The sequence below is a fragment of the Peribacillus sp. BM1 genome (assembly GCF_056679975.1).
The window spans coordinates 165,503-173,086 of record NZ_JBWXPJ010000002.1 but is presented as its reverse complement, the minus strand read 5'-3'; the positions used below and the strand labels follow the sequence as shown (position 1 = coordinate 173,086).

The 7,584-nt window shown below is 36.9% G+C and carries 7 protein-coding genes; all 7 read right to left on the bottom strand.

Going from position 1 to position 7,584, the window contains the following annotated elements; all coding sequences use genetic code 11:
• Positions 1-1,267 (bottom strand): ethanolamine permease (eat, locus tag AC1MGI_RS21675; RefSeq protein WP_480350138.1); only part of this gene is annotated, 1,267 nt, incomplete at its 3' end.
• A gap of 515 nt (positions 1,268-1,782) precedes the next feature.
• Positions 1,783-2,361: a hypothetical protein gene (locus AC1MGI_RS21670; RefSeq protein ID WP_480350136.1), complete on the bottom strand. Its 579-nt coding sequence runs from the start codon at positions 2,359-2,361 to the stop codon at positions 1,783-1,785.
• A 292-nt stretch (positions 2,362-2,653) separates the two neighbouring features.
• Entirely contained in the window at positions 2,654-3,301 is a 648-nt protein-coding gene (gene hxlA / locus AC1MGI_RS21665) for a 3-hexulose-6-phosphate synthase (protein WP_062186860.1), read from the bottom strand.
• A gap of 143 nt (positions 3,302-3,444) precedes the next feature.
• Positions 3,445-3,576, bottom strand: a complete 132-nt coding sequence (locus AC1MGI_RS21660; protein ID WP_157279684.1) for a GapA-binding peptide SR1P — start codon at positions 3,574-3,576, stop codon at positions 3,445-3,447.
• A 262-nt stretch (positions 3,577-3,838) separates the two neighbouring features.
• Positions 3,839-3,973, bottom strand: coding sequence for a hypothetical protein (locus tag AC1MGI_RS21655; RefSeq protein ID WP_480350133.1), 135 nt, complete (start codon positions 3,971-3,973; stop codon positions 3,839-3,841).
• 672 nt (positions 3,974-4,645) lie between these two features.
• Entirely contained in the window at positions 4,646-5,677 is a 1,032-nt protein-coding gene (locus tag AC1MGI_RS21650) for a glyceraldehyde-3-phosphate dehydrogenase (RefSeq protein ID WP_062186858.1), read from the bottom strand.
• Positions 5,678-5,910: 233 nt separating this feature from the next.
• Complete coding sequence (gene zwf / locus AC1MGI_RS21645; protein WP_480350147.1) at positions 5,911-7,371, bottom strand: glucose-6-phosphate dehydrogenase; 1,461 nt, start codon at positions 7,369-7,371, stop codon at positions 5,911-5,913.
• Positions 7,372-7,584 lie beyond the last annotated feature (213 nt).

Sequence of the window (7,584 nt, the reverse complement as noted above, 5' to 3'; positions counted from 1 at the left end):
AATAAATCACGGCTACTGCGAAAATGGCTACGTTAATAAAGAAGAAGGTAGGATCTTTAAAAATGCTGGAAAATAAAGCAATAATGCTTATAATAATAGAGATAATTGGTACTACTGGATAAAATGGTGCTTTATAGGGGCGTGCAAGATTCGGTTCTTTTTTACGTAAAATCATGAGTGATACATTCATCATAACGTATGATACCAATGCCCCAAACGTGGCAATTAATATTAATCGATCTGGATTAAACATTAGTACAAAGACGAAACCTATTACCCCTGGAACAAGTATCGCCATATAAGGAGTGCGGCGTTTTTCGCTTAACTTCGCTAAAAATTTAGGAAAGTAACCAGCTCTTGCTAAAGCGAATGTTTGTCTTGAATAAGCCAGGATTGCTCCTGCTAAGCTCGCTAGCATACCGAATAGACCGACTACAGAAAGGACACTAATTAACCATGAATTTTCATCAACACCAGTAGCAATTGCATAAGAGAGAGGATTTGCTTCTGGAGACGTGCCCGCAGCTCCTCCAAGACCTACAGTGACCGTGACTACAAGGACTGCAAGGATAACAAGTGTAAAAATAGCCCTCATAATACCTTTAGGCATGTCTTTAACGGGATTACGACATTCTTCTGATAACATCGGTAACATCTCCATACAGATGTACAACCACATTGCATAAGGTAGAGCTGCCCAAATACCAGCAATGCCCCCAGGAATAAGGTCTCCCCCAAATAGCTTATCTGCGCTAATGTGTGGCATCCCATAAAAAGAGAAGAGAAGGACCACACCAACGGATATCGTAACAAGAATCATTTCAATGGTGGCGTATTCATTCACACCCAGTATGTGTACAATAAAGAAAAATACATATAGAACAGCAGCAGCAAGAATAGGATGGATTTCAGGAATTAGAAAGTTTACGTAATAACCAGCACCCGAGGTAAACACCGCTGTCCCTACGGCAAACTCCAAAGTAACACCCACACCCGTTATAAATCCGGCTAATGGACCCATTGCTCTCCGTGTAAAAGCGTAGGCCCCTCCTGCATGTGGCATCGATGTAGATAACTCCGAAAGTGATAAACACAACGTCACATACATCACACCGATTATAGCAGTAGCAATTAACATGCCGACATAACCAGATTCAGCTAAGCCATAATTCCACCCAAAATAGGAACCTGAAATTACGATACCTACTCCTAATCCCCATATTTGTATCGGCCCTAAGACTTTCTTTAATTCCAAATTATCACTCATAAAAAGACCCCCATATATTAGTTTCTATAAATTGTCCAAAATAAGCATTTCCAAGAATGACTTTTCACTGAATTACCAGAAATAGGTGGATATTTATAGTGAATATTTGAAAACAGCCTATAAAACACTATTTGATACCATCATTTAGCCTTTAAATATCACAATTATATGAAGATTTTTATGAAGTTTGGTTGATTGGAATAAGTAAAAAATCCCAAAAAATTACACATAATCATAACTGGTTAAACAAAGTTAAGAACATATTAATCAATGCTTCTTCGATTTAGATCCAATTATCCTTGATTAAATAAGGCCATCATTATGTGGTGCTCAGAAATAAACTCATTTTAACGTAATTGAATATTCAGAATTCTTTACATTTAATGAGGGTAAATAAGAAACTATTACATTATGATAATTTCCGCCACATTATAATTATTTAATTTACAAAAATTCTAAATTATCGTGCCCGCATTCCGTTTTCTTCACTAGGTTCTCTATCGATGAAATTTTAATCATTCATGGTGGTGTAGATGTTCTTCTTGAACATTAGAATCGCTAAGTACAGGCTTTGTTTCGAGTTGTGCAAAAGTAAGTATAATGACGGTAGAAATAACTAATGTTACGATCCATGAAACAGTACGGGGATAAAAAGAAATCGATTCTTTAACACGTTTTAATTCAGAATTGATTAAGAGAACGATGAATAGAACACCGATCATAAAAAGAACGTCTGTGAATACCAGCATGAGTACATAACGATCGGAAGGCAACATTTCTCCTAGCATCGCTCCCATCATCCCACCCATTAGTCCAGCTGCAGTTCCTTCCACAAGGGTAAGAAGGTTAATGGCTCTTCCTGCTATAATTCCCACTACAATACTTAAACTCATCGCTATAATAGTAGAAAGTGTTAAGTCCCCTTTTAATGCGATTCCCGCAATTAAGCCGATCACTAAACCACTAGCCATCACTAATACCATGACAATCGTCATACCTGTCATATTTTTCAACTTGTCTTTATGCTTGTAAATATTTACGATACAGATAATTGTATAAATGATTACTAGTAACGTACTTATCACTAGTAACATAAGCATCCCCCCTATTGAGAATTGGACTGTCAATTTCTAAAAAAAGTCTACCAAACAAAAGATATCTTCATTTCCAAATTAATAGGATAAATCATTTAATTTGGAACGTTTTAATTTGTTAAGTAGTCGTTATTTGACAGCGCATACATTTTGTTAGTAACACCAGTTACGGACTTTTTCTTTAGACCCAACGTACCGTTCCCGTTCTATCAATCTTTCCACTTTTGATAGGCAGTGATTCAGTTTAGCTGTTTCACACATTTAGCTGTATATTGAATCATCTACGCTGGCATTACCCTTGGCTAACTAAGCCTTGTTTCACTAATCTTTGCATCTGAGCTGCAACATCTTTCTTATCTTCTTGTCCAGTAATGCCACCACCTACTATGACAAGGTCAGGCTCTGCTTGAATGACTTCTGGCAGTGTATTTAGTTTAATGCCTCCTGCTACTGCTGTCTTCGCATTTTTCACAATCCGTTTAATAATTTGTAGTTGTTCAAATGAGTTTTCTCCGACTGCTTGAAGATCATAACCGGTGTGTACACAAATATAATCTACACCAAGTGCATCAATTTCATATGTTCGTTTTTTAATATCCTTTACATTAATCATATCTACAAGGATTTTTGTCCCATGCTTTTTAGCTTCCTCTACTGCGCCTATGATTGTGGCATCATCCGTCGCACCAAGAACCGTGATGATATCAGCACCCGCTTCAGATGCTTTCATGACTTCATACCCACCTGCATCCATAATCTTCAAGTCTGCTAATACCGTCAGTTTAGGAAATGCCTCTTTCATTTCTTTTACAGCTCGTAAGCCTTCATTAATAATAACCGGTGTCCCGATTTCTACAACATCAATAGATCTCTCTACTTCCCTCACTAACTTGATTGCTTCTGGGATGTTGACAAGGTCTAATGCCAATTGAAGTTCCATGAATTCTTCCCCCCTTATTATTTTTTATGAGTCAATTGTTCTATGACCTATTATAGTTCTTAATTTTCAGAAAATGAAGTATGCACTTTTTTATCATATAGTATATGAAATATACTTTAAAAGAGAAAAGATCTTATCTATCGCTATTGTCCACCATCTACTCTTTTAGAGACATCTTCTAGACATGTACCACATTGTGAATAATGAATACTTACCTTTACACCCTCATAGTTTTCAATGATTTCATTGCAGTTTTTACAAATAATTGTTCCCATATGCCTGGCTCCTTTCAATAACAAATTTTTAAAATAACATGCTTACTTTCGTTCGATTTAATCAGTGTTTTACCATTATTCACTAAAATATTTTTTATCGGATATTGTATTTGAATATTCGTTTATTCCTTTGTTTCATACAAATGGCCATTATCTTAAACCTCATATTCCTAGCCGTTAGCTCCATCATCGCTAATCAAAAGACAAGTTAGCTAATTTGTAATCCTTCTCCAGATATTTGTGAAATGACGAGTAATCGAGTTCATCCCTTTATTTCTGACTTCGATTGACGTTGAACATCAATTTTTATTTCTTGGAATTCACTTTTCCCACACACATAGCATATTGTCACTTTCGTATAAAGAGTTTTGCAATGAATACAATATTTCTTCTCCATGGTAGCATTCTCCTGTTCTATATTTAAATAATTGAAACCAAAAAGAAAGCGCTTACTATATTCTGATCCTTATATACTACAAAAAAGGTCAATTAAGTAGATTGTACAAAGCTTCTAATTTCCTTCATATAGTATAACTATGTTGCATTCTAGTCTTCGCTCCTACTTTAGTAACTGATATCATATTTCCAAAGCTGGTTCACAAACGGGATCGACTCCGATATCCACTTTGGGTTCTTTTCCTATTCTTTGCTTATCGTCACTATAAAGCGTGGGTGTATCTTCCATTTCCCTTCACAACAATCTGTTCACTCACATCATTAACATTCATTCGATTGAACATGGTTTCTGTACCCGTTCATTTATTCGAGATATAACCTATTTAATATTTAGGATAATCCGTGTACTATTCATTATAACTCTTATAATATCAATTAGTAAGTACGCACTTTATTATCATATAGTATCTAAAGTTATAATGTAGGAGAGAAATTTGATGGGACATATTGACAAGAAGGCAAAGGGACTCGCTATTATTGGCACCAGTCAACAACTGGATATTTTTTCCACCCCCTTACATTCTAATTCCGCGAGCAAATTAACGTATAAGAAATGACGAGTCAGTCCTCGCTTGGGCAAGAACTGACAATAATATCACTCTTTTCTTTTATCCTACCCAACCTTAATTTGTGATAAAATTTTCAATTCCTCTGCAACAATTTTTACAAGCTCCACGACTCTGTTTGAATATCCCCATTCATTATCGTACCATGCTAGCACCTTCACTTTTCTATCTCCGATCACCATCGTAGATAGTCCATCAATAATAGCTGAATGGGGGTTTGAATTAAAATCAATAGAAACCAGCGGTTCAGTCGTGTACTCCAAAATTCCATGTAAAGAGCCATTTGCAGCAGATTGAAAGGCATCATTGATATCATTCATCGTTACGTCCTGTCTCAGGTCGACGACGATATCCACAAGTGACACATTAGGTGTAGGAACACGAAGCGCAATACCATGCATTTTGCCCTTTAATTGCGGCAACACAAGAGAAAGTGCTTTCGCGGCACCGGTCGTCGTTGGGATAATACTCTGGCCACAGGCACGGGCACGACGTAAATCTTTATGAGGATTATCAAGATTTTTTTGGTCATTTGTATACGAATGAACGGTCGTCATTAATCCATTTTCAATACCAAATTGTTCATCCAGTACCTTTACTACGGGTGCAAGGCAATTCGTGGTACATGAAGCATTTGAGATGATAAAATGCTTATCAATTTCTAAATCATGCTCGTTAACACCCATGACTATGGTCACATCTGCATTTTCCCCTGGAGCCGTTAAAATGACTTTCTTAGCCCCTGCATCCAGATGAAAAGCGGCTTTCTCCCTCGAATTAAATTTCCCTGTGGCTTCAACAACGATATCTATATCAAGTTGTTCCCAAGGAAGACTTCTCGGATCCATACTGCTTAATAACTGAATGCGGTGCCCATTTACAATTAAGGCTTGATCGCAAGAAACCACATCTCCCTCGAATTTACCATGGCTAGTATCATATTTTATTAAGTGAGCTAAAGTTTCAGCAGGATAGTTTGCGTTGATTGCTACTACATCAAGAGTTTCATCCAAGATTGCTTTACGGAACACAAGTCTACCGATTCTCCCAAAACCATTGATGGCTACTCTTGCCTTCATTTCTCGTTCCCTCCCGACATCAAATATTTTCAAATATCCATCACATTTAACACAAACATACATTCCATTCCCTACCACTGTTATATACCCATTAGACTGAAAAACTTCCACTATACATCTAAGGGATATCACAACATCTACTTTCAAGTTGTATTTCTTCTATATCGTACTTGTAATCGGAGTTCACTCCGTCGGTAATTTATTTTAGTGTTTTTTCTAACAGCGTTGGTTACCTACCACCATTTGAATCCGTCCTCTTGTAATAATTGTTCAGATGCTTCTGGACCCATGGAACCTGACGGGTATAAATGAAGCGGAAGATTATTTTCCTCAAATGCCTCTAAGATAGGTTCCGCCCATTTCCAAGATAACTCAACCTCTTTCCATTGAACAAAAAAAGTGGAATCCCCATGCAGAGCATCAGATAACAGGAGCTCGTAAGCTTCTGGCATACTTTTTTTGTTAGCCAAAAACCTCCCTGTAACAGGCTCGTTTTTTCCATGGTTTAATGGATTTTTACTATTGAATTGTATGGAAATTCCTTCGTTCGGACCGATTTCAATAATTAGGAGATTCGGAGCTGTTTCTTCGTTTTTTTCCTGATATAAATCTTTTATTGGATTTTTAAATTCAATCACAATTCTTGTAGACTTCTCCTTCATCCTTTTTCCTGTTCGTATATAAAATGGAACTCCACTCCAAAAAGGATCATCAATCCACAAACGAGCAGCAATAAATGTATCATTCATTGAGGTACCCTCAATGCTAGGTTCATCTGTGTAGGCTGGAACTAGTTCTCCGTTCATATACCCTTTTTCGTATTGGCCGCGGACCACATCCCTCACTACTTCGGCCTTCTGTAATGGCCTAAGGAATTCCATAACTTTTCTCTTCTTATTACGAATTTCGTTTGCGCTGATCCGTGTTGGTTGCTGCATGGCTGTCATCATGACGAGTTGCAACATATGATTCTGGACCATATCACGAATCGCCCCTACTTGGTCGTAGTATCCGGCCCGCTCTTCTACACCAACGGTTTCACTTGCCGTGATTTGTACATTAGCAATATGTTTATTATTCCATAATGATTGAAACATAGGATTTGCAAACTTGATAGACTCCATATTTTGGACCATTGGCTTTCCAAGATAATGATCAATCAGATAAATTTCATCTACTTCAAATGCTTCGCTTAGCTTTGTAATTAATGCTTGAGCTGATTTCAAATCGTGTCCAAATGGTTTCTCAATGACAAGACGCTTCCATCCTGTAATGGACCCTAATCCACTTTCTTTTATGTTCTGAGAAATCACATCAAAGAACTCTGGTGCGACAGATAAATAAAACAGCCGATTTTCAGGGGTCCCCAACTCTTCTTCGCGTTTCTGAACCATGCCAAGTACCTGTTTATACCCGTCATGATCCGTAACATCCAACGAACTATAACGAAATGCACTTAGAAATTCACTCACTTTGGAAGCGTCCTCATTTTTTAACCGCTTAGAAAATGTTTGCAATGATTTTTCTACATGCATTTGAAATGTTTGATCAGACCACTCTCTTCTTCCTAAGCCTATAATTGTAAAGGATTTAGGCATTTTTCCATCTAAAAATAAATGAAATAAAGACGGGTAAATTTTTCGTTTAGCTAAATCTCCTGTTGCTCCAAACAAAACAAATGTCAACGAATCCAATTCCAATGGCTTTAAAGTTTTCAAAGCATTTTCATCTACATTGATATCACGCGGAACCGCTACACCATTCATGCTATTCCCTCCCGTTTTTTAGCAAAACCCTTATATTTTTACATATGATTGAATGTACCGACTATAAATTTATTGTGAACCCTTCTAAAAATTATTATAATATTCGAACACTTTAATTGTAAGTACGCACTTTTTTATTAT

Bases quoted from the DNA above. Each gene is read 5' to 3' on its own strand.
- AC1MGI_RS21670 (WP_480350136.1), bottom strand. From the start codon at position 2,361: ATGTTACTAGTGATAAGTACGTTACTAGTAATCATTTATACAATTATC.
- hxlA (WP_062186860.1), bottom strand. From the start codon at position 3,301: ATGGAACTTCAATTGGCATTAGACCTTGTCAACATCCCAGAAGCAATC.
- AC1MGI_RS21660 (WP_157279684.1), bottom strand. From the start codon at position 3,576: ATGGGAACAATTATTTGTAAAAACTGCAATGAAATCATTGAAAACTAT.
- AC1MGI_RS21655 (WP_480350133.1), bottom strand. From the start codon at position 3,973: ATGGAGAAGAAATATTGTATTCATTGCAAAACTCTTTATACGAAAGTG.
- AC1MGI_RS21650 (WP_062186858.1), bottom strand. From the start codon at position 5,677: ATGAAGGCAAGAGTAGCCATCAATGGTTTTGGGAGAATCGGTAGACTT.